General features: G+C 74.2%; 15 protein-coding genes and 2 pseudogenes. 4 read left to right on the forward strand and 13 right to left on the reverse strand.

The features are described 5' to 3' along the window. Positions 1–97: 97 nt before the first annotated feature. Complete coding sequence (locus XF36_RS11345; protein WP_060711958.1) at positions 98–2,203, reverse strand: primosomal protein N'; 2,106 nt, start codon at positions 2,201–2,203, stop codon at positions 98–100. 97 nt (positions 2,204–2,300) lie between these two features. Next, the gene (gene metK, locus XF36_RS11350; RefSeq protein ID WP_238589222.1) at positions 2,301–3,503 is read right to left on the reverse strand and encodes a methionine adenosyltransferase; all 1,203 of its coding nucleotides are present in this window, start codon (positions 3,501–3,503) and stop codon (positions 2,301–2,303) included. A gap of 346 nt (positions 3,504–3,849) precedes the next feature. Between metK and XF36_RS11355 the strand changes: the two genes are divergently transcribed. Then, on the forward strand, positions 3,850–4,368 hold the full coding sequence (locus XF36_RS11355; protein ID WP_060711960.1) for an SH3 domain-containing protein: 519 nt from the start codon (positions 3,850–3,852) through the stop codon (positions 4,366–4,368). A 67-nt stretch (positions 4,369–4,435) separates the two neighbouring features. On the opposite strand, the gene coaBC is transcribed toward XF36_RS11355, so the two are convergent. From coaBC to pyrR, 10 genes and pseudogenes are all read right to left on the reverse strand, one after another. Continuing rightward, a complete protein-coding gene (gene coaBC / locus XF36_RS11360) occupies positions 4,436–5,653 on the reverse strand; it encodes a bifunctional phosphopantothenoylcysteine decarboxylase/phosphopantothenate--cysteine ligase CoaBC (protein ID WP_060711961.1) in 1,218 nt (405 codons plus the stop codon). A 9-nt stretch (positions 5,654–5,662) separates the two neighbouring features. After that, complete coding sequence (gene rpoZ / locus XF36_RS11365; protein WP_020627644.1) at positions 5,663–5,932, reverse strand: DNA-directed RNA polymerase subunit omega; 270 nt, start codon at positions 5,930–5,932, stop codon at positions 5,663–5,665. Between the two features lie 38 nt (positions 5,933–5,970). Next, entirely contained in the window at positions 5,971–6,561 is a 591-nt protein-coding gene (gene gmk / locus XF36_RS11370) for a guanylate kinase (RefSeq protein ID WP_060714612.1), read from the reverse strand. Between the two features lie 33 nt (positions 6,562–6,594). Then, positions 6,595–6,909 carry an integration host factor, actinobacterial type gene (gene mihF, locus XF36_RS11375; protein WP_020627642.1) on the reverse strand — a complete coding sequence of 105 codons (315 nt, stop codon included), beginning with the start codon at positions 6,907–6,909 and terminating at the stop codon, positions 6,595–6,597. A gap of 486 nt (positions 6,910–7,395) precedes the next feature. Then, complete coding sequence (pyrF, locus tag XF36_RS11380) at positions 7,396–8,229, reverse strand: orotidine-5'-phosphate decarboxylase (RefSeq protein ID WP_060711962.1); 834 nt, start codon at positions 8,227–8,229, stop codon at positions 7,396–7,398. Continuing rightward, positions 8,226–11,537 carry a carbamoyl-phosphate synthase large subunit gene (gene carB / locus XF36_RS11385; RefSeq protein ID WP_060711963.1) on the reverse strand — a complete coding sequence of 1,104 codons (3,312 nt, stop codon included), beginning with the start codon at positions 11,535–11,537 and terminating at the stop codon, positions 8,226–8,228. Before carB ends, pyrF begins: the two co-directional genes overlap by 4 nt. 710 nt (positions 11,538–12,247) lie before the next feature. Further along, positions 12,248–13,342, reverse strand: a pseudogene (gene carA / locus XF36_RS33990) (glutamine-hydrolyzing carbamoyl-phosphate synthase small subunit); the annotation flags it as partial. Beyond that, positions 13,339–14,631: a dihydroorotase gene (locus tag XF36_RS32950; RefSeq protein ID WP_060711964.1), complete on the reverse strand. Its 1,293-nt coding sequence runs from the start codon at positions 14,629–14,631 to the stop codon at positions 13,339–13,341. The gene XF36_RS32950 and the pseudogene carA, both read right to left, overlap by 4 nt. Beyond that, positions 14,628–15,572, reverse strand: a complete 945-nt coding sequence (locus XF36_RS11400; protein ID WP_020625788.1) for an aspartate carbamoyltransferase catalytic subunit — start codon at positions 15,570–15,572, stop codon at positions 14,628–14,630. The genes XF36_RS32950 and XF36_RS11400 overlap by 4 nt, the downstream gene beginning before the upstream one ends. After that, entirely contained in the window at positions 15,569–16,162 is a 594-nt protein-coding gene (pyrR, locus tag XF36_RS11405) for a bifunctional pyr operon transcriptional regulator/uracil phosphoribosyltransferase PyrR (RefSeq protein ID WP_060711965.1), read from the reverse strand. The genes XF36_RS11400 and pyrR overlap by 4 nt, the downstream gene beginning before the upstream one ends. A gap of 590 nt (positions 16,163–16,752) precedes the next feature. On the opposite strand from pyrR, the gene XF36_RS11410 reads away from it, so the two are divergent. Then, the gene (locus tag XF36_RS11410) at positions 16,753–17,244 is read left to right on the forward strand and encodes a transcriptional regulator (protein ID WP_020625790.1); all 492 of its coding nucleotides are present in this window, start codon (positions 16,753–16,755) and stop codon (positions 17,242–17,244) included. 144 nt (positions 17,245–17,388) lie between these two features. Here the strand turns inward: XF36_RS11410 and XF36_RS11415 are convergent, their stop codons facing one another. Then, positions 17,389–18,537: a PucR family transcriptional regulator gene (locus tag XF36_RS11415; RefSeq protein ID WP_060711966.1), complete on the reverse strand. Its 1,149-nt coding sequence runs from the start codon at positions 18,535–18,537 to the stop codon at positions 17,389–17,391. 198 nt (positions 18,538–18,735) lie between these two features. Here XF36_RS11415 and XF36_RS11420 point away from each other — a divergent pair, with 198 nt between their 5' ends. Both XF36_RS11420 and XF36_RS33995 read left to right on the forward strand, forming a co-directional pair. Beyond that, entirely contained in the window at positions 18,736–20,241 is a 1,506-nt protein-coding gene (locus XF36_RS11420; protein ID WP_082375340.1) for a CoA-acylating methylmalonate-semialdehyde dehydrogenase, read from the forward strand. Between the two features lie 113 nt (positions 20,242–20,354). After that, positions 20,355–20,971 (forward strand): annotated as a pseudogene (locus XF36_RS33995) (gamma-glutamyl-gamma-aminobutyrate hydrolase family protein). The last annotated feature ends 440 nt before the right edge of the window (positions 20,972–21,411 follow it).

Consider the following 21,411-nt stretch of genomic DNA (forward strand, 5'->3'; position numbering starts at 1 on the left):
CCCTCGGGCGGACGACTGCGGTGATCAGCGCTCCATTGTGCCACTGCGGCACCGCCGGTCCCGTCCGGTGTCGCGGCGGTGACCCGGTGCGCGCGGCTCAGTCGATCTCGTCGGGGTCGAGCCGGACCCGCACGGTCTCGGGGGCCTTGCGGGCGGTGCGCAGGGCCTGCGCGTCGTGCAGGGCCCGGGCCAGGTCGCGGCCGGCCCGCCGGGGGACCCGCAGCAGTGCGCGCTCCCGGACCTCGTCGGCGGCGCCGTGGCCGGCCCCGGGGCGGTCCGGCGGGTCGATCTCGACCGGTCCGAGCACCTCCACCCCCTCGGGCGGGGACGGGTCGACGCGCCCGGTGCCGAGCACCGCGTCGCAGATCTCGGCGACGGTGGCGGGCGGCCCCTCCACCGAGGCCATCCGGACGGCAGGCGGGAAGCCCACCTCGGCGCGTTCGGCGAGCTCGGCCTCGGCGTGCCCGGCCGGGTCCCAGCGCACCAGTGCCTGCACCGTCGGCAGGGACGCCTCGGCGACGACCACCACCCGTCCGCCGTCGGTGTGCGGGACGACCCCGGCGGCCGCGGCGAACCAGCGGCGCAGCGTCTCCTCGGCGACGCGCAGATCGGGCCGGGCGAGCATCGCCCAGCCGTCGAGCAGCAACGCTGCGCCGTACCCCGCTCCGCCGCCGCCCTCGACGACGGGCTCCGCACCCGGGGTGGCGACGACCAGCGCGGGCCCGGCCGGGACGGTGTCGAGGACCTCGGCGCCGCCGCCGGAGGTGCGCACGGTGACGCCGGGGAACGCGCGGCCCAGCTCCTCGGCGGTGCGCCCGGCACCGACGACCCCGGCCCGCAGCCGCCGCGACCCGCAGTGCCCGCAGCGGAAGGCCGGCTCCGCGCGGCCGCACCAGCGGCAGGCGGGCAGCGCGCCCTCGGAGCCGGCGCCGGAGCGCGGCAGGCCCAGCGGGCCCGCGCAGTGCCGGCAGCGGGCGGCGTCGCGGCAGGACGCGCACGCCAGGAACGGCAGGTACCCCGACCGCGGCACCTGCACCAGCACCGGGCGGCCGGCGCTCAACGCGGCGCGGGCGGCCTCGAACGCGACGCCGGGGACCCGGGCGGCGCGGGCGGCCGGGTCGCGCACGAGCTGGGTGTCGGTCTCGCCGATCGCGGTGACCCGCGGCATCCGGGCCCGCACGGTGGCGCGGTCGGCCGCGACCGAACTCGCCCAGCGGGTCTCGACGAGCACCTGGGCCTCGGCGGTGCGGGCGAACCCGGCGAGCAGCAGCGCGGCGCCCTCGCGGTGCGCGCGCAGCACCAGCACGTCGCGGACCTGAGGGTAGGGGGCGCGGGGCTCGGACTGGGAGTCGTCGCCGTCGTCCCACACGGCCAGCAGGCCCAGCTCGCCGAGCGGGGCGAACGCCGCGGACCGGGTGCCGACGACGACCCGCACACTCCCCCGCCGCACCGCCAGCCAGCGCCGGTAGCGCTCGGCCGGCCCGAGCTCCGCGGTCAGGGCCACCACGCCGGCCTCGCCGAGCAGTGCGGCGCACGCCGCGTGCAGCCGGGCGACGTCGCGCTGGTCGGGGACGACGAGCAGCGCTGAGCGCCCGGCCGACCGGGTGGCGACGGCGGCCTCGGCCAGCCGGGCCGCCCACTCCTCCCCCGGCAGCGCCTGCCAGACGGCGTGCGCGGCACGTCCGCCCGCCAGCGCGTCGAGGAAGGCGCCGCCGCGCGGGTAGGCCTCCCAGCCCGCCCGGTCCACCGGGGCGGGGTCGGTCGTGTCGCGCTCGCGCGGGGTCTCGGACTCGACGCGGGCGTGCCGGGCCGGCACCGCGAGGCGCAGGACGTCGGCCATCACCCCGGCGTAGCGGTCGGCGACGGCGCGGGCCAGGCCCGCCACCTCGGCGGTGAGCACCGGTTCGGGCGAGACGACCTTGTCGACCCAGGCGAGCCACCCGGCGTGGGCCGTGTCGTCGGAGCGTTCCAGCAGGAAGCCGTCGACCAGCCGGCCGGCGAACCGCACCCGCACCCGCACGCCGGGGACGGCGGCGTCGTCGAGATGGGTCGGGACGCGGTAGTCGAAGGTCCGGTCCAGGTGCGGGAGCGCGACGTCGACCAGCACCCGCGCGACCGGACGGACCGCGGCGGGCTGCCACTCCCCTCGGTTGCGCCCCGGGCGGCGGGTGCGGGTCGCCGGGGCCGGACGCGGAGAGCTCACGCCGAGGGTCTACCACGAGGCACCGACGTCCCCCGGACACGCCCGTGGCCGCCGACCGCACGGTGCGGTCGACGGCCACGGGGCACGTGCTCGGCGGTCAGGCGCCGGCGACCGACTTCAGGGCCTCGGCGCGGGAGGTGTCCTCCCACGGCAGCTCGACGTCGGTACGGCCGAAGTGGCCGTAGGCGGCGGTCGGGCCGTAGATCGGGCGCAGCAGCTTCAGGTCGCGGATGATCGCGGCCGGGCGCAGGTCGAAGACCTCCTCGATGGCGGCCTGGATCCGCGCCGGGTCGACGTTCTCCGTGCCGAAGGTCTCCACGAACAGCCCGACCGGGGCGGCCTTGCCGATCGCGTAGGCGACCTGGACCTCGATCCGCCCGGCGAGCCCGGCGGCGACGGCGTTCTTGGCGACCCACCGCATGGCGTACGCGGCGGAGCGGTCGACCTTCGACGGGTCCTTGCCGGAGAAGGCGCCGCCGCCGTGGCGGGCCATACCGCCGTAGGTGTCGACGATGATCTTCCGGCCGGTGAGGCCCGCGTCACCCATCGGGCCACCGAGCACGAACCGGCCGGTCGGGTTGACCAGCAGCCGCGGCTCCGACGGGGCCCAGCCGAGCGCCTCCACCTCGGGGGTGACGACGTGCTTGAGGATGTCGGGGGCCAGCATGCCGTCGAGGTCGACGTCCGCGGCGTGCTGCGACGACAGGACCACGGTGTCGAGCCGGACCGGCTTGTCGCCGTCGTACTCGATCGTGACCTGGGTCTTCCCGTCCGGGCGCAGGTAGGGCAGCGTCCCGTTCTTGCGGACCTCGGTCAGCCGGCGCGACAGGCGGTGGGCCAGCGCGATCGGCAGCGGCATGAGCTCGGGGGTGTCCTCGCAGGCGTAGCCGAACATCAGGCCCTGGTCGCCGGCGCCCTGCTTGGCGATCTCGTCCTCGGCGGACTCGACGCGCTTCTCGTAGGCGGTGTCGACGCCCTGCGCGATGTCGGGCGACTGCGCGCCGATCGCGACGTTGACGCCGCAGGAGGCACCGTCGAAGCCCTTGGCGGAGGAGTCGTAGCCGATCTCGAGGATCTTGTCCCGGACCAGCTGCGGGATCTCGACGTAGGCGCCCGTGGTGACCTCGCCGGCGACGTGGACCTGGCCGGTGGTCACCAGGGTCTCGACGGCCACCCGGCTGCTCGGGTCCTGCGCGAGCATCGCGTCGAGGATGGTGTCGCTGACCGCGTCACAGATCTTGTCGGGGTGGCCCTCGGTGACCGACTCACTGGTGAACAGGCGACGGCTCGTGGTTGACACGCGCAGATTCTCCATCCCGTTGGCAATGTTCTCCGCACCGGCGCGACGGCGCCGTCGCGCTCGCTCGGACGCACGCCCATGATCGCGGGCGCCCCTCGCCATGCAGGGTAGTGCAGACCGGCCGCCCGGACGGGACCACCTGCGACGAACTCACACACGGAGCGTGACGCGCCGTGGTAATGATGCTACTCAGTGTCGCCGGATGGGGTGATTGACCCTGCGCGCACGAATCGAACGGGGGTCGGCTCGTTGGGCCGGACAACACCTCGCACGCCCCGCGGGGTCGCCCACGAACGGATCCGCACGGTGGCCTCCCCGGCCCCGGCGGCACGGAGGTTGTTCCACGATGAAGCCGAACTCGCGACGCGTCGCTGCCGTCCTCGGCGCCCTGGCCGTGGCCGGCGTCACCACCATCGGGATCGTTGCCGGCACCGCGTCGGCCGCCGGTACCGGCACCTGCACCCAGAGCGTCAACGTCCGCTCCGAGCCCGAGACCGACGCCCCGATCGTCGGTGTGTGCGAGCGCGGGGAGACCACCTCGACCGGGGACACCCAGGACGGGTTCGTCGAGCTCCCCGAGTACGGCGGCTGGGCGATGTCCCGGTACGTCTCGACCTCCGGCACCGAGCGCTCCGGGTCCTCGGAGGACTCGCTGACCCCGAGCAGCAGCGAGCGGTCGACCCCGTCGACCTCGTCGCCGTCGACCACGAGCCCGCGGTCGACCTCCTCGGCGACGCCGTCCACCTCCACGCCGCGGTCGACCTCGTCGGCCACGCCGTCGTCGGACGAGGGGTCGGGCGAGGGCTCCGACTCCTCCTCCGGCGAGGCGACGCCCACCCGCAGCTCGTTCTTCGACGAGGACTGAGCCGGGGCGCACGACGACGTGCCCGCACCGGAAGCTCCGGTACGGGCAGGTCGTCGTGTGCGGGGGCTCAGCGCAGGCGCGGGGTGACCGCATCCCAGATGCGGGAGGCGAGCAGCGCCTTGGAGCCGAACGGCAGCTCCTCCTCGCCGCCGTCGCGGGCGAGCAGCCAGCCGGCGTTGTCCGCGGTCTCGAAGGCCTTGCCGTCGCCGACCGCGTTCACCACGAGCAGGTCGCAGCCCTTGCGGGCGAGCTTGGCGCGGCCGTGGTGGAGCACGTCGCCGTCGGCGTCGCCGGTCTCGGCCGCGAACCCGACCACCACCTGACCCGGCCGTGGCGGGTCGGCCACGAGCCCGGCGAGGATGTCGGGGTTCTGGGTCAGCCGCAGCGGCGCCGGCTCGGCGTCACCGCGCTTGATCTTGTCGACAGCCGTGTCGACCGGCCGGAAGTCCGCGACGGCGGCCGCCATGACCACCGCGTCGGCGTCGGCGGCGGCGCCGCGGACGGCGGCCTCCATCGCGACGGCGGTCCCCGCCGCGACCACGTCCACCCCGGCCGGGGCGCCGAGGTCCGCGGTGTGTCCGGCGACGAGCGTCACCCGCGCGCCGCGCTGGGCGGCGACCCGGGCCAGCGCCCAGCCCTGCCGGCCGGAGGAGCGGTTGCCGAGGAACCGGACCGGGTCGAGGTTCTCCCGGGTCCCACCGGCACTGACCACCACGTGGCGGCCCTCCAGGTCGCGCGGCAGCGCGTCCGGGCGCTCCAGCAGCAGCCGGGCCAGATCGACGATCTCGGCCGGGTCGGGCAGCCGGCCCTTGCCGGTGTCCGCGCCGGTCAGCCGGCCCGCTGCGGGTTCGATCACCACGGTGCCACGGGCGCGCAGCAGCGCGACGTTGTCGACCGTCGCGGGGTGCTCCCACATCTCGGTGTGCATCGCGGGCGCCAGCATCACCGGGCAACGGGCGGTCAGCAGCGCGGCGGTGAGCAGGTCGTCGGAGCGGCCGTGTGCCAGGCGGGCCATGAGGTCCGCGGTCGCCGGGGCGACGACGACGAGGTCCGCACCCTTGCCCAGGGCCACGTGCGGCACCTCGTGGACGTCGGAGAACACCCCGGTGGCCACCGGCCGCCCGGACAGAGCCTCGAACGTCGCGGCGCCGACGAACCGCAGCGCGGACTCGGTGGGGATCACCCGCACCGCATGGCCGGACTCGGTCAGACGGCGCAGCACCTCGGCGCTCTTGTAGGCGGCGATGCCGCCGGAGACGCCGAGGAGCACCTCGGGAGGAGCCATCGAGAGGTCTTACTCGCCCTCGGTGTGCTCGAGCATCCCCGCCTGGATCTCGCGCATCGCGATCGACAGCGGCTTCTCGCGCGGGCCCGGCTCGACGAGCGGGCCGACGTACTCGAGCAGTCCCTCACCGAGCTGGGAGTAGTAGTCGTTGATCTGCCGGGCGCGCTTGGCCGCGTAGATGACCAGCGCGTACTTCGAGCTGACCTGGCCGAGCAGGTCGTCGATCGGCGGGTAGGTGATGCCCTCGGGGGCGGTGGAGGTGCCGGTGGGCGTGCTCACGTGGTGGACTCCTGAAGAACGAGGGGGACCTGGGGCACTCAGACGGCGCCGCGGTCGACCGCCAATGCTACCAACCGGCCGATCACGGCCTGCAGGTCGTCGTTGACGACCACCTCGTCGAACTCCCCCTGGGCGTCCATCTCCTCGATGGCGGTCCGCAGCCGGCGCTCGCGCTGCTCGGGGGTGTCGGTGTTGCGGTCGGTGAGCCGACGGGTCAGCTCCTCCATCGACGGCGGCGCGACGAAGACGGTGACGGCCTCGGGCACGACCCGTTTGACGGACCGGGCGCCCTGCAGGTCGACCTCGACCAGGACCGGACGGCCCTGGTCGAGGGCCTGCTGGACGGGTACCCGTGGCGTGCCGGAGCGCTGCAGCCCGCCGTGCACCTCGGCCCACTCGAGGAGTTCGCCGCGCTCGATGAGCGCGTCGAACTCCTCGCGGGACGCGAAGTGGTAGTCACGGCCGTCCACCTCACCCGGCCGCGGGGGCCGGGTCGTGGCGGACACGCTGAACAGCAGCTCCGGCAGCGCCTCGCGCAGTCCCGCGACCACGCTGCTCTTGCCCACCCCGGACGGCCCGGCCAGCACGAGCAGCCGTCCGCGGGCGGGGCCGGTCCGGCCGGAGGACATGACGGAGGAGGTGTCGGTCACGGGACGCCCGGATCAGCTCGGGTAGCGCTCGAGCAGCGCCTTGCGCTGACGGTCGCCCAGGCCACGCAGGCGGCGGCTGGTCGCGATCTCCAGCTCCTCCATGATCTGCTGGGCACGGACCTTGCCGACGTTCGGCAGCGCCTCGAGCAGCGCCGAGACCTTCATCTTGCCGAGCACCTCGTCGGTCTCGGCCTTCTTCAGCACCTCCTCGAGGGTGGTGCCGCCGCGCTTGAGGCGGTCCTTCAGCTCGGCCCGGGCCCGGCGCGCGGCCGCAGCCTTCTCCAGCGCGGCGGCGCGCTGTTCCTCGGTCAGCTGGGGAAGGGCCACGGTTGGTTCCTCCGTACTTTCCTGTGTCGTTCTCGTCGTTCTCGCCGCCGTGATCCCGGCTCGCGCCGGGGTGTCGCGTCAGCGATCGGGCGGCGGGTCGCACCTACCCGTCCGGGGGACGTCCCGGCTGGTGCGATCGAACGTACCCACGACCTCCACGGAAGCGTCAATGGGGGTCCCACCTCCGGTTTCGGCCGTACGGAGGTGATCAACGGCACGCCGGCGGTCCCGCCACACCACTGCCACCCGGCTCCGCCGGACGGCGGGTCGGCGCAGTGGGCGTGCCGGGGTGCACCCCACCGACACGGTCGGGCGCGCCCGATCGACGTCCCGGTGCGCCGGGGGGCTCCCGACCGGCACGACGGACCGCCGGCCGCCCTCCCGGCGCGTCCGGCGTCGCCGACAGCCACGGTCGCCGTCGGTGTGCGGGGGACCGGTGCCGGACGTGGCACCGGTCCCCCGCACACCGACGTCGGCCGGTCCGGTTCAGTGCGATCCGGCGGTCGCCGAGGCCAGATCCTCGCTCAGGGCGTGCGCGGCGTCACGCAGCGCGGACGGGTCGGGGCCCGCCCGGAGCACCCCGCGGGCCGACACCGGCAGCACCGGGCCCGTGGTGCCCGCGAACCGCGCCACCACGTCGGCCGGGCTCGCGCCCTGGGCGCCGAGCCCGGGCACCAGCACCGGACCGTTCAGCGCGCTCAGGTCCAGGCCGTGGTCGTGGGTGCCGCCGACGACGACCCCCACCGCCCCGCCGGGCCGTGCGCCGGCGTTGCGCGCGGCGGCATCGTCGACCATCTGCTGGGCGACGGACAGCCCGCCCGGCGTCGTAGCGCACTGCACCGCGGCACCGTCCGGGTTGGACGTCCGGGCCAGCACGAACACCCCGCGCCCGGACTCGTCGGCCGCGGTCAGTGCCGGTTCCAGCGACCCGAACCCCAGGTAGGGCGACAGGGTGAGCGCGTCCGCCCCGAGCGGCGCGCCGACGCGCAGATAGGCGTCGGCGTAGCCGTCCATGGTGGAGCCGATGTCGCCGCGCTTGGCGTCGAGCAGGGTCAGGGTGCCCGTGCCCGCGTACCCGGCGAGCAGCTGCTCCAGCACCGCGACGCCCGCCGAGCCGTGCCGCTCGAAGAACGCCGACTGCGGCTTCACCACCGACACCGCCCCGGCGAACGCGGTGTGGCAGCGGTCGGCGAACGCGGCGAGGCCGTCGGCGTCGTCGGTGAGGTCCCAGGCCGCCAGCAGGGCCGGGTGCGGGTCGATCCCGACGCACAGCGGCCCGTGGGCGGCGACGGCCTCGCCGAGCCGGGCGGCAACGCTCACGCCTTGGCCTTCAGCGCCGCGTGCGCCTGCTGCAGCGACCGCACACCGAGCCCGCCCGAGGCGAGCGCCTCGATTCCCTGTACCGCGGCCGCGGTCCCCTGCACCGTGGTGATGCACGGGACACCGCGGGACACCGCGGCGGCGCGGATCTCGTAGCCGTCCACCCGCGGGCCGGGGTTCCCGACCGGGGTGTTGACGATCAGGTCGACGTCACCGGCGAGGATAGTGTCGACGATCGTGGGGGTGTCCGGGCCGGATCCCTCGCTGTGCTTGCGCACCACGGTGACGTCGATCCCGTTGCGGCGCAGCATCTCCGCGGTGCCATCGGTGGCCAGGACCTGGAAGCCCATGTCGGCCAGGCGGCGGATCGGGAAGACCATCGCCCGCTTGTCGCGGTCGGCGATGGACACGAACACCGTGCCCGAGGTGGGCAGCGAGCCGTAGGCGGCGGCCTGGGACTTGGCGAAGGCCGGGCCGAAGGCGGAGTCGAAGCCCATGACCTCGCCGGTGGACTTCATCTCCGGGCCGAGCAGCGGGTCGACGCCCTGGCCCGCGGTGTTGCGGAACCGGTTGAACGGCAGCACCGCCTCCTTGACCGCGACCGGGGAGTCGGCGGGCAGCGCTCCGCCGTCGCCGGTGGCCGGGAGCAGGCCCTCGGCGCGCAGCTCGGCGATGGTGGCGCCGAGCATGATCCGGGCGGCGGCCTTGGCCAGCGGCACCGACGTCGCCTTGGACACGAACGGCACCGTCCGCGACGCCCGCGGGTTGGCCTCCAGCACGTAGAGCACGTCGCCGTGCAGGGCGTACTGGACGTTGAGCAGACCGCGCACGCCGACGCCGTGCGCGATGGCGGCGGTGGCCTCGCGGACCTTCGCCAGGACCGAGGAGCCCAGCGTGATCGGCGGCAGCGTGCAGGAGGAGTCACCGGAGTGGACCCCGGCCTCCTCGATGTGCTCCATGACCCCGCCGAGGTAGATCTCCTCGCCGTCGCACAGGGCGTCGACGTCGATCTCGATGGCGTCGTCGAGGAACTTGTCGACCAGCACCGGGCGGTCCGGGGAGATAGTGGTGGCGCGGGCGATGTAGCCGGCCAGGGTCGCCTCGTCGTAGACGATCTCCATGCCGCGTCCACCGAGCACGTAGGACGGCCGCACGAGCACCGGGTAGCCGATCCGCGAGGCGATCCCCCTGGCCTGCTCGAAGGAGGTGGCCATGCCGAACTCCGGGGCGGGCAGGCCGGCCTTGTGCAGGACCTCGCCGAACGCGCCGCGGTCCTCGGCCAGGTCGATCGCGGCCGCGGAGGTCCCGACGACCGGCACCCCGGCGTCGGTGAGGCGCTGGGCGAGCCCCAGCGGGGTCTGCCCGCCGAGCTGCACGATGACCCCGGCGACGGTGCCGGAGGCCTGCTCGGCGTGCACGACCTCCAGGACGTCCTCGAAGGTCAGCGGCTCGAAGTAGAGGCGGTCGGCGGTGTCGTAGTCGGTGGACACCGTCTCCGGGTTGCAGTTGACCATGACGGTCTCGAACCCGGCGGCGCGCAGCGCCATGACCGCGTGCACGCAGGAGTAGTCGAACTCGATGCCCTGCCCGATGCGGTTCGGGCCGGAGCCGAGGATCAGCACCTTCGGCTTCTCGGTCTGCGGGGCGATCTCCGACTCGGCCGCGGGGTCGGTCTCGTAGGCCGAGTAGTGGTAGGGCGTCTTCGCCGCGAACTCGGCGGCGCAGGTGTCGACGGTCTTGTAGACCGGCCGGATGCCGAGGCGGTGGCGCAGGGTGCGCACGCCGTCCTCGCCGGCGAACTCGGGGCGCACCGCGGCGAGCTGACGGTCGGACAGGCCGTGGCGCTTGGCCCGGCGCAGCAGGTCGGCGTCGAGGACGGGTGCGGCCTCGAGCTCTGCGCGGATCTCCCCCAGCAGCGCGATCTGGTCGACGAACCAGGGGTCGATGCCGGAGGCCTTGGCGACGTCGTCGACCGACTGGCCGCTGCGCAGTGCGCGCTCGACCTCGTAGATGCGGCCGTCGACCGGGACGGCGTACTCCGGCTCGCCCTCCGGGTCGGGGGCGGTCCAGAACCCGGCCCGGTCCCGCTCCATCGAGCGCAGCGCCTTGCCCAGGGCCTCGGGGAACGAGCGGCCCAGCGCCATCGCCTCGCCGACCGACTTCATGGTCGTGGTCAGCTCGGGGTCGGCGCTGGGGAACTTCTCGAAGGCGAACCGCGGGATCTTGACCGCGACGTAGTCCAGCGACGGCTCGAACGCGGCGATGGTCTCGCCGGTGATGTCGTTGCGGATCTCGTCGAGGGTGTAGCCGACGGCGAGCTTCGCGGCGATCTTGGCGATCGGGAAGCCGGTGGCCTTCGACGCCAGCGCGGACGACCGCGAGACGCGCGGGTTCATCTCGATCACGACCAGGCGCCCGGTCTCGGGGTGGATCGCGAACTGGATGTTGCAGCCACCGGTGTCGACACCGACGGCCCGCAGCACGGCGATGCCGACGTCGCGCATGTGCTGGTACTCGCGGTCGGTCAGCGTCATCGCCGGGGCGACGGTGATCGAGTCACCGGTGTGCACGCCCATCGGGTCGATGTTCTCGATCGAGCAGATGACGACCACGTTGTCGTGGTGGTCGCGCATGAGCTCGAGCTCGTACTCCTTCCAGCCGAGCACCGACTCCTCGATGAGGACCTCGGTGACCGGGGAGGCATCGAGCCCGGCGCCGGCGAGGCGCTCCAGGTCCTGCGCCGAGTGCGCCATGCCCGAGCCGAGACCGCCCATGGTGAACGACGGCCGGATGACCACGGGCAGGCCCAGCTCGTCGGCGGCGGAGCGGACCTCCTCCATCGAGTGGCAGACCCGCGATCGGGGGACGTCGCCGCCGACCCCGATGACGATGTCCTTGAACTTGAGCCGGTCCTCGCCGCGCTCGATGGCGTCGACGTCGGCGCCGATCAGCTCGACGCCGTGCCGCTCCAGGGCGCCGTTCTCGTGCAGCGCGATCGCGGTGTTGAGCGCGGTCTGCCCGCCCAGGGTCGCGAGCATCGCGGTGACCGGGGTGCCGTTGTCGCGCTCGGCGGCGATGACCTTCTCGACGAACTCCGGGGTGATCGGCTCGACGTAGGTGGCGTCGGCGAACTCCGGGTCGGTCATGATCGTCGCCGGGTTGGAGTTGACCAGCGAGACCCGGATGCCCTCGGCCTGCAGCACCCGGCACGCCTGGGTGCCGGAGTAGTCGAACTCGCAGGCCTGGCCGATCACGATCGGCCCGGAGCCGATCACCATGACGTGGTCGATGTCGTCGCGGCGGGGCATCAGTGGTCCTCCTGCCGGGCCTGGTCGTGCCGGTCCGGGTGCTGCGGGGTGGATGGGGCTGCGTGGGGCGGCGGCCACGGGCGGTCGTCGACGGGCCGGGCGCGGCCGGACACCGGGTCGGCGCCCGGTCCCGGGTCGGCCGGGACGTCCGTCGCGTCCGGGTCCGCGGTGGCGCCCGGGTGGGCGGGTGTGCCGCCGTCGCGGCGCAGCGCGTCCTCGATGTCGGAGAACGGCGCCGTCAGCGGGTCCGGGGTGGCGGGACGACCGAGGGCAGGCATCCGGCTGGTGGGCGGCTCCACCTCGTCGCGGCCGGAGACCGGGGTCCCGGCCGGCGGGGTGACGGGCAGCCGAGTGGTGTGCTCGTCGGCGGCGTGCTCGTCGACAGGGCGCTCATCGGCGGTGTGCTCGACGGCCGCCGGGCCGGGCCGGGTCCCGGCATGCGGGACCTCCGGGCTGCCCGGCTCGAACCCGCCCGCGGCCGGGGCCGGGCCCGGTGACGGAGCGGGCGGGGTGGGCCGCAGGTCGACCGACGGGGCCGCGGTCGCCGACGGCGGCGTGGCCGGGTCGGGCTGGGCGGTCATCCCCGGCGCAGGCGCGGGCTCCGGCTCGGACTCGGACACGGGGTCGGACTCGAGCTGCGGGTACGACGCGGGCGCGGTGCCCTCGGGCCGCTGCCCGGCGACGCCGGCGTAGCCGACCGGGTGCTCGGTCATGAGCGCGACGAACCGGTCGAACAGGTCCGCGGCGTCGTGCGGGCCCGCGGCTGCCTCGGGGTGGTACTGCACGGAGAAGGCGGGGAAGTCCAGCCCGGTCATGCCCTCGACGGTGTCGTCGTTGGGGCAGTAGTGGCTGATCTGCGCCCGGCCGTAGGGGGTGTCGAACTCCTCCCCCGGCGACCCGGCGACCGCGAACCCGTGGTTCTGCGAGGTGATCGCGATCCGCCCGGTGGCGTGCTCGACGACGGGGATGTTCACGCCGCGGTGGCCGTAGCGGAGCTTGTAGGTCTCGCGCCCCAGCGCGCGACCCAGGATCTGGTTGCCGAAGCAGATGCCGAACAGCGGGATCCGGCGCTCCAGCACCTGCCGGGCCAGCGCGACCGGACCGTCGGCGGTGGCCGGGTCACCGGGGCCGTTGGCCAGGAAGAAGCCGTCCGGGCGCAGCGACTCGACCGTCTCGATGGTGCTCGAGGCTGGCAGCACGTGCACCTCGATGCCACGGGCGGCCATCATCCGCGGGGTGTTGAACTTGATGCCGACGTCGAGGGCGGCGACGACGAAGCGCCGCTCCCCCACCGCGGGCACCACGTAGGTCTCGGCGGTGGTCACGGCGCCGTAGAGGTCGGCGCCCTCCATCGGCGGGGACTGCCGCACCCGCTCGACGAGCTCGTCGTCCGGGGCGATCGCGTCGCCGGTGAATATGCCGGCCCGCATGGCGCCGCGCTCACGCAGGTGGCGCACCGCGGCGCGGGTGTCGATCCCGGCGACGCCGACGACCCCCTGGGTGCGCAGCGCGTCCTCCAGGGTGCCGGTGGCCCGCCAGTTCGACGGCCGCCGGGCGGGGTCGCGCACGACGTAGCCGGCGACCTGGATGCCGGAGGACTCGTCGTCCTCGTCGTTCCAGCCGGTGTTGCCGATCTGCGGTGCGGTCTGCAGCACGATCTGTCGGTGGTACGACGGGTCGGTGAGGGTCTCCTGGTAGCCGGTCATGGCCGTGGTGAACACGGCCTCACCCAGGGTCTGCCCGGTGGCGCCGTAGGCCTCACCGCGGAAGATCCGTCCGTCCTCGAGAACCAAAAGCGCGGTCACTGCACAACCTTCCCGTCCTGCGCGGTGATGCGTCCCCGCAGCACCGTCGCGACCACCGTTCCGGGCAGCCGCATTCCCTCGTACGGCGTGTTCGCCGCCTTGCTCGCCAGCTCCGCTCCACGGACCGTCCAGACCCCGTCCGGGTCGACCAGCGCGAACGTCGCCGGCTCCCCCTCCGCGATCGGACGGCCCTGGTCGGGCAGGTTCCCGATCTCCGCGGGGCGCTCCGAGAGCACCCGCGCGACGCCGTGCCAGTCCAGCAGGCCCGGCTCCACCATCGTCTCGACCAACACCGACAGCGCGGTCTGCAGGCCGAGCATGCCCGGTTTCGCCGCCTGCCACTCGGTGTCCTTGTACTGCGCGGCGTGCGGGGCGTGGTCGGTCGCGACGACGTCGATCACCCCCTCGGCCAGCGCCTCGCGCATCGCGCGGGTGTCGTCGGCGGTGCGCAGCGGCGGGTTGACCTTGTTCACCGGGTCGTAGCCGGTCAGCCGGGAGTCGGTGAGCAGCAGGTGGTGCGGGGTGACCTCGGCCGACACCCGCACGCCCTGGGCCTTGGCCGCGCGCAGCACGTCGATCGTGCGGGCGGTGGAGATGTGGCAGACGTGCAGCCGCGCCCCGGCCTCGCGGGCCAGCGCGCAGTCCCGGGCGACGATCGTCTCCTCCGCCGTCGCGGGCCATCCGGCGAGCCCGAGCCGGGCCGCGACGGCGCCCTCGTGCGCCTGGGCGCCGCCGGTGAGGCGGTGGTCCTCGGCGTGCTGGGCGATGACGACGTCGATCGCGGAGGCGTACTCCAGTGCCCGGCGCATGATCAGCGGGTCGTTCACGCAGCGGCCGTCGTCGGAGAACATCCGCACCGCGGCGCGGGAGGCGGCCATCGTGCCGAGCTCGGCGAGCTTCTCGCCGCCGAGGCCGACGGTGACCGCGCCGACCGGGTGCACGTCGACCAGCCCGATCTCCTCGCCGCGCCGGCGCACGTGCTCGACGACGACGTCGGAGTCGGCGACCGGGGTGGTGTTCGGCATCGCGAACACCGCGGTGAACCCGCCGAGGGCGGCGGCCCGGCTGCCGGTCTCGATGGTCTCGGACTCCTCGCCGCCGGGCTCGCGCAGGTGCACGTGCAGGTCGACGAAGCCGGGCAGCAGCACGGCGTCGTCGGCGTCGAGGACCTCGGCGCCCTCGGGCGTGGTCAGCCCGGTGCCGATGGTGGCGACGACGCCGTCGGTGACGAGCACGTCGACCGGGTCCCCGCCGTAGGGCCGGGTGTTGCGGATCAGCAGGTCGGTCATTCGGGAGCTCCGGCGAGAAGGTGGTAGAGGACGGCCATCCGCACGTGCACGCCGTTGCGGACCTGGGCCAGGACGGCGGCGTTGGGGGCGTCGGCGACCGCGGGGGCGATCTCCATGCCGCGGATCATCGGGCCGGGGTGCAGGACCACCGCGTGGTCGGGCAGGAGCTTCGCGCGGTCCTCGGACAGCCCGAAGCGCACCGCGTACTCGCGCGCGGAGGGGAAGAAGCCGCCGTGCATCCGCTCGGACTGCACGCGCAGCATCATGACCGCGTCGAGCGCGGGCAGCTCGGCGTCGAGGGAGTGCGCCACCCGGCACGGCCAGGACTCGACGCCGGTGGGCAGCAGCGTCGGCGGCGCGACGAGCACGACCTCGGCGCCGAGGGTCGCGAGCAGCAGCACGTTGGACCGCGCCACCCGCGAGTGCAGGACGTCGCCGACGATCCCGATCCGACGCCCGGCGATGCCGCCGAGCCGGTCGCGCAGGGTCGCGGCGTCGAGCAGCGCCTGGGTGGGGTGCTCGTGGGTGCCGTCGCCGGCGTTCACGATCGCGGTGGGCGTGCCGGTGACCTCGCGGTCGGCATCGACCCAGTGCGCCAGCCGGTGCGCCGACCCCGACGCGGGGTGGCGCACGATCACGCAGTCCGCCCCCATCGACGACAGCGTCAGTGCGGTGTCGCGCAGCGACTCGCCCTTCGACACCGACGAGCCCGACGCCGACACGTTCACGGTGTCGGCGCTCATCCACTTGCCGGCGATCTCGAACGACACCCGGGTGCGGGTGGAGTTCTCGTAGAACATCGTGATGACCGTGCGGCCGCGCAGCGTCGGCAGCTTGCGCACCTCACGGCCGAGCAGCGCCTGACGCAGCCGGTCGGAGGTGTCGAGCAGCGCGGTGGCCTCGGCGGCGTCGAGGTCGGCGACCGAGAGCAGGTGCCTCACCTGTCCCCCTCTCCCTGGGTGATCCAGACGCCGTCGCCGCCGTCGATCTCGGTCAGCGAGACCAGGATCTGCTCCGAGCGCGACGTCGGGACGTTCTTGCCGACGTAGTCGGCGCGGATCGGGAGCTCCCGGTGGCCGCGGTCGATCAGCACGGCGAGCTGCACCGCGCGCGGGCGGCCCTCGTCGCGCAGGGCGTCGAGCGCGGCGCGGGTGGTGCGCCCGGACATGAGGACGTCGTCGACGAGTACGACGAGCCGGTCGTCGACACCGCCCTCGGGCACCGCGGTGGACTCCAGCGCGCGGGCCGGGCCGCGGCGCAGGTCGTCACGGTAGAGGGTGGCGTCGACCGAGCCGACCGCCGGCGCGGCGCCGGCGAAGTCGGTGATCGCGGCCGCGAGCCGGTGGGCCAGGTGCACGCCGCGGGTGGGGACGCCCATCAGCACGAGCCCGTCGGGGTCCTCGGCGCTGAACGCGGTCTTCTCGATGATCTGGTGCGCGATGCGCGCGACGGTGCGGGTGACGTCGGCGGCGGACAGCAGTTCCCGTGCGGGCTGCTGCGCGTCGGCGTCCCCGCGGCGGTTCTGCGCCACGAGGTGGTCTCCTTCCCCGCCTCACCGGACGGGTCTTAAAGGACGGTCGTGCAAGAGCTGTGCGTCAACCTATCAACCCGGCAGGTGCCGCGCGGGTCGGCCGCAGCGCGTCACACCGCGAGCCGCACCACAACGGCATCACTCGTTCGAGGTCACGTTCCCGTCACGATGCGCGATGATCGACGGCCGGGCCGGACGGGACTTGCGATACCCGATTCCGCCCAGGCGCACCCACAGGGGCGGGTGGCGGAGTCGGCACCCGTACCCTGCGCTACCGCTGTCGAGGGACACGGACTGCCCCGTTCGTGTGGGAAACCGCTCGTCAACCCCCCGAGCAGGGGGTCGAGCTTGACCACGCCGGACCGGACCCGGAGGATTACTCTCCGTATCAATCAGCAATCACTCAGCATCAATCAGCACGCGTGCAGCAGCGCCGCAACACACGGGACGGCCGGGAGGCCGGCCCCCCGCCGGAGCTGCCGCCCCGAACGGGACCATCCACAGGGGCGATGACGCGGCAGGCGCGACCATGCCACCGGTGACCGCCGGTCCGTCCTCACCGGTACGGACCGTCAGGAACGAGGAGATCGATGGGCGACTACGCCAAGGCGCTCGGGGGCAAGCTCCGGGCGATCAGGCAGCAACAGGGGCTCTCCCTGCACGGCGTCGAGCAGAAGTCGGGCGGACGCTGGAAGGCGGTCGTCGTGGGCTCCTACGAGCGCGGGGACCGTGCGGTCACCGTGCAGAAGCTGGCCGAGCTGGCCGACTTCTACGGCGTCCCGGTGGCCGAGCTGCTCCCCGAGGGCCGCATCCCGTCCGGCAGCGAGCCCGCCACGAAGATCGTGATCAACCTGGAGCGGCTGCAGCAGCTGCCCGCGGACAAGGTGGGCCCGCTGGCCCGCTACGCCGCGGCCATCCAGAGCCAGCGCGGCGACTACAACGGCAAGGTGCTCTCGATCCGCGCCGAGGACCTGCGGTCGCTCGCGATCATCTACGACATGTCCCCCGGCGAGCTGACCGACCAGCTGATCGACTGGGGTGTCCTGCCTCCCGAGGCACGCCCCGGACAGCACGTGGGATGATCTGCCCCGCCGGCCGCGTCCCAGGGGAAGGGTGACGCGACCGGCACGACGGCGGCCGGGGTATTCGCACAGTCCCCCGGCCGCCGTCCTCGTCCCGCGGTGCCCGGCCACCGCGCGCGGGGCCGGTGTGCCGCGCGGCGCACCTCACGGTGGGGTCGGCGCCGGCTGGTCACCGGTCGCGGCCCGGTGCGCCAGCATCGCCAGGTGCAGTCCGGTCCGGACCTCCGCGTCGCCGAGGTCCGCGCCGAGCACACGTCGCAGCGTGTCGAGCCGCGCGAAGGCCCCGGCCCGGCTCAGGTGCAGCGAGCGGGCGAACACCGCCATCACCCCGTTGCAGTCCAGGTAGGACTCGAGCATGCGCAGCGTGTCCTCACGTCGTCCGTGGGGAAGCGCGAGAACCCGTCCGAGCTGTTCGTCGACGAAGGCGTGCAGTCGTACCTCGCCGCGCAGCTGCCACAGCAGCCTGCGGACACCGAGGTGCCGCCCGCGCGACACCCGGACCGCCTCACCGGGCCGCGTGGGCCGGGCGATGCCGGCGATCTGTTCGGCCTCGGTGAGGGCCTCGGCCAGCTCCCGCCATCGTCGCACCGGGGGCCCGAGAGCCAGGACGGCCACCGCCCCCGCCCCGAGCTCGCTCGCCGAGCGGTCGTCGACCCCGTCGAGCAGAGCCAGGACCAGGTTGCGGCGGACCCGTCCGACCAGGGCCGTTCGTTGGATGCGGTGCACCGCCGCGCCGGACTGCTCGACGAGCTCGGCATCGGGCCCGCCGTCCCCGCCACGCCCGCGGGCCATCAGCACCGCGATCTCCCCGGCCGGGCTGAAGCCGAGGGCCTGTGCCCTGGCCCCGACGGCCGCCTCGTCGCCGCCGTGTCCGCCGAGGACGTCCCGGATCAGCCGCTCGACGGCCATCACCTCGAGCTCCTCGGCAGGCCCGCCCACCAGACGGGTGATCGTCACCGCCTCGGCCGCCCGTTCGAGGACCAGTGCCACGTCCTCGGCCTCGAACCGGTCGACCCGGGTGGGCACCACCAGCCGCCCCCACCGGGCGCGGCGGAGCCCCACCGGGATGGCCATCCACCGCTCCGGCCCGCCCCGGATCGTGTCCGCCGCCGGCGGGACCTGCCGTGAGCGCGCCGTCCAGTCGCGCAGGATGTCCTCCGGTGCGGATGCGCCCGCGAACCCGATGACCCGGTGGGAGAGGTCCTCCAGCACGACCGCCCGGTCGACCAGCTCCGCGCAGCGAGCCAGGATCACGTCGACGGGGGCGCCCTCGACCCCCAGCGGTCCGAGCACCCGGTGAGCCCGGCGCGCGGTAGGCAACAGCGAACGGGGTCGAGCGACTCGCCCCGACGACCGCGGTGACGTCGTGCAGGTCGCTCTCCGGCTCGTCTGCGGGTAGACCGGGTCCGACGAGATGGAGCGGATCCGACGGCGGACGACCGGCGACGCCGCGTCCGCCGTCCGACCACGGCCCCGACACGGAAGAGGATCATGACGAGCACGCTGCAGAAGACGCTCCACCACTGGGTCGCGGGCACGCGGGTCGAGGGCACCTCCGGGCGGACCTGCGAGGTCACCGACCCCGCCACCGGCGAGGTCACCGCGCACCTGCCCCTCGCGAGCGCCGACGAGGCCGCCACGGTGATCGCCGCGGCGAAGGCCGTGTTCCCCGCCTGGCGCGACACCAGCCTCGCCAAGCGCACCCAGATCATGTTCCGCTTCCGCGAGCTGCTCGATGCCCGCGCCCCGGAGCTGGCCGCACTCATCACCGCCGAACACGGCAAGGTCCTCTCCGACGCCGCCGGCGAGGTCGCCCGCGGCCAGGAGGTCGTCGAGTTCGCCTGCGGCATGCCGCACCTGCTCAAGGGCTCGGCGACCGAGAACGCCTCCACCGGCGTCGACGTCCACTCGATCCGCCAGCCACTCGGCGTCGTCGGGATCATCAGCCCGTTCAACTTCCCGGCGATGGTCCCGATGTGGTTCTTCCCCATCGCGATCGCCACCGGCAACACCGTGGTGCTCAAGCCGTCGGAGAAGGTCCCCTCCGCCGCCCTCTGGATCGCCGAACTCTGGTCGCAAGCCGGCTTGCCCGACGGCGTGTTCAACGTCCTACACGGCGACAGGACCGCCGTCGACACCCTGCTGACCAGCCCGGACGTCAAGTCGATCAGCTTCGTCGGCTCCACCCCGGTCGCCCGCCACGTCTACGAGACCGGTACCGCCCACGGCAAGCGCGTCCAGGCACTCGGCGGGGCGAAGAACCACATGGTCGTCCTCCCCGACGCCGACCTCGACCTCGCCGCCGACCAGGCCGTCAACGCCGGGTTCGGCTCCGCGGGTGAACGCTGCATGGCCGTGTCCGCGCTGGTGGCCGTCGGCGACATCGCCGACACCCTCGTCGCGAAGATCGCCGACCGCGCCCGCGACCTGCGCACCGGCGACGGCCGCCGCTCCTGCGACATGGGACCGCTCGTGACGCGGGCGGCCCAGGAACGGGTGTCGGGCTACATCGACGCCGGCGAGTCCGAGGGCGCCACCGTCGTCGTCGACGGCAGACAGGGCGAGTTCGACGCCGACGGGGCCGGCTTCTTCATCGCCCCCACCCTGCTCGACCACGTCACCCCCGACATGAGCGTCTACACCGACGAGATCTTCGGCCCGGTCCTGTCGGTGGTGCGCGTCGCGACCTACACCGACGCCGTGGAGCTGATCAACGCCAACCCCTACGGCAACGGCACCGCGATCTTCACCAACGACGGCGGCGCCGCCCGCCGCTTCCAGAACGAGGTCGAGGTCGGCATGATCGGCGTCAACGTCCCGGTCCCCGTCCCGATGGCCTACTACAGCTTCGGCGGCTGGAAGAACTCCCTGTTCGGCGACACCCACGCCCACGGCACCGAAGGCGTGCACTTCTTCACCCGCGCCAAGGTCGTCACCACCCGCTGGCTCGACCCCAGCCACGCGGGGCTGAACCTCGGCTTCCCCACCAACACCTGAGAGGCCCCACCATGCGAAGGCCCCTGCGTATCGCCGTCCCCGACCGGCTCGACTCGTCGACGACCGACCCCCGCGAGGCCTCCGCACGCCGGCTGCTGCACGACGTCGTGGCGATGATCGCCGCCCGGGGGCTCGGGGCGGTGCTCGTCCGGGAGACCCACCTCGACGGGTTCGACGGCCCGGTGCTGCCCGGCGGGAACGACATCGACCCCGTGCGCTACGGCGCACAGCCGTGCGCCGAGGTCTACGGCGTGCAGCCCGACCAGGACGCACTCGACTGCGGGCTCGCCGAGGCCGCGCTGTCCGCCGGCGTTCCAGTGCTCGGGATCTGCCGCGGGCTGCAGGTGCTCAACGTCGTCCGCGGCGGGACGCTGGTGCCCGACCTGCCCCCGGGAACGGTGCTGCACCGCGACTCGACCGCGGCCGGCCCCCGGTGGGCGTGGCACGAGGTCGCGCTCCGCGCGGGGTCGCTGCTGGCCGAGGAGGTCGGTGCGCCCCGGTTGCTGATCGCCTCCGGGCACCACAGGCGGTCGACCGGCTCGGCGCGGGACTCACCGTGGATGCGGTGGCCGACGACGGGGTCGTCGAGGCGTTCTCCGACGCCGAGCACGACGTGCTCGCCGTGCAGTGGCATCCGGAGGCGACCGGTCGTGAGGACGAGGGGCAGGCCGCACCGGTGCGCTGGTTCGCCGCTGCCGTCACACGGCGAGCGACGGCGGTGGCGGCGTGACCGCCGCGCGGGCGAAGGAGGCGGCCACCCGGCGCATCGGCGAGATCGAGCGGGACGTCGTCGGGCTGAGCCGACGCATCCACTCCCGCCCGGAGCTCGCCTTCGAGGAGACGCGGGCTGCGGCCTGGGTGGCCGAGGCGGCGCAGGCGTGGACGGGGTGCGGTCCCGCCGTCGGCGTCGGTGGTCTCCCGACCGCGCTCTCCGTTGTGAACGATCGATCAGATGAGCGCGCGCCTGCCGCCGTTCTCGATCGGGTTCGGGGCCCCGGTCAGGACGTCCGGGTACGGCGGATCCGAGGAGGACCGGCGGCGGGCAGCGGCCGGGTGTACTCGTCGCCGAGGCTCGTCCGCCCGCCGACGCGGGGATAGCCGCCAGGTGGCGGGGTCGATGCGGCGCGCCGTCGAACGGCAGCTGCGGGGCAAGGCTGCGCGGGGGCATCG

This window comes from Pseudonocardia sp. HH130629-09 (assembly GCF_001294645.1).
Classification (GTDB): Bacteria; Actinomycetota; Actinomycetes; order Mycobacteriales; family Pseudonocardiaceae; genus Pseudonocardia.

Excerpts from the sequence above, each read along its gene's own strand:
- XF36_RS32950 (WP_060711964.1), bottom strand. The coding sequence starts at position 14,631 with ATGACCGACCTGCTGATCCGCAACACCCGGCCCTACGGCGGGGACCCG.
- XF36_RS11420 (WP_082375340.1), top strand. The coding sequence starts at position 18,736 with ATGACGAGCACGCTGCAGAAGACGCTCCACCACTGGGTCGCGGGCACG.
- XF36_RS11355 (WP_060711960.1), top strand. The coding sequence starts at position 3,850 with ATGAAGCCGAACTCGCGACGCGTCGCTGCCGTCCTCGGCGCCCTGGCC.
- carB (WP_060711963.1), bottom strand. The coding sequence starts at position 11,537 with ATGCCCCGCCGCGACGACATCGACCACGTCATGGTGATCGGCTCCGGG.
- XF36_RS11410 (WP_020625790.1), top strand. The coding sequence starts at position 16,753 with ATGGGCGACTACGCCAAGGCGCTCGGGGGCAAGCTCCGGGCGATCAGG.
- coaBC (WP_060711961.1), bottom strand. The coding sequence starts at position 5,653 with ATGGCTCCTCCCGAGGTGCTCCTCGGCGTCTCCGGCGGCATCGCCGCC.
- gmk (WP_060714612.1), bottom strand. The coding sequence starts at position 6,561 with ATGTCCTCCGGCCGGACCGGCCCCGCCCGCGGACGGCTGCTCGTGCTG.